1 protein-coding gene is annotated in these 639 nt (G+C 55.6%); it reads right to left on the bottom strand.

Annotation, left to right across the window (positions count from 1 at the left end):
- Positions 1–639, bottom strand: a 639-nt coding sequence (locus tag AAC147_RS02070) for a TraC family protein (RefSeq protein WP_047685248.1), incomplete at both ends; no start/stop codon positions are given.

The raw sequence follows: 639 nt of genomic DNA on the forward strand, positions 1-639 counted from the left end.
ACGGTGCCTTCCGGCATCATATCCATCAGCGCATTGATATTATCGCCCCGTTTCACTTCACCCGTCAGGGTGCCCGGTTCAGGCGGGCGGCGCAGGCGTTCAACCGGAATGGCTTTATGCGGCAATCCATCAAACCACCAGAGTCCGTTTTCGGGATCAGACACCGGTGGGGTAAACCACAGGCTTTCGGCAAAATCATTGTTAACCGGAAGATTGGGCGGTGCAGGTGTTTCATAACTTACCGTGCGGTAGAAATCGGCTTTTGCCATACCCCAGTCTGGGGCCGGATTAAAATGACGCAGCAACCAGCTGTGGATCTGCTCGCCATCTTGCCGGGTTGCCACAATACCGGCTGATGCCAGTGAAGAAACCAGTCGCTCGCAGACCTGATTGAGTGCAGCAACGGAAGATAACGTGGAGTGGTTTGCCTGCGATTGGTGAGCAGGCAACCAGCGATAGACGGCCATACGCGTCTGGCGCTGTTGTCCCCGCCACGGTTGCCCTGTAATTAAGCTGTCGTGAAATATCCCCTCAGGCCGGGCAATGCTGTTCAGATGGCGCTCAGACTCGGCCAGAAAGGCCTCCATAAAAGCGGTCCCTTGCGCCCAGGGTTTGACGTAATCCCGTAATGTATTGAGA

The organism is Xenorhabdus sp. NBAII XenSa04, assembly GCF_963866145.1.
Taxonomy (GTDB): Bacteria; Pseudomonadota; Gammaproteobacteria; order Enterobacterales; family Enterobacteriaceae; genus Xenorhabdus; species Xenorhabdus indica.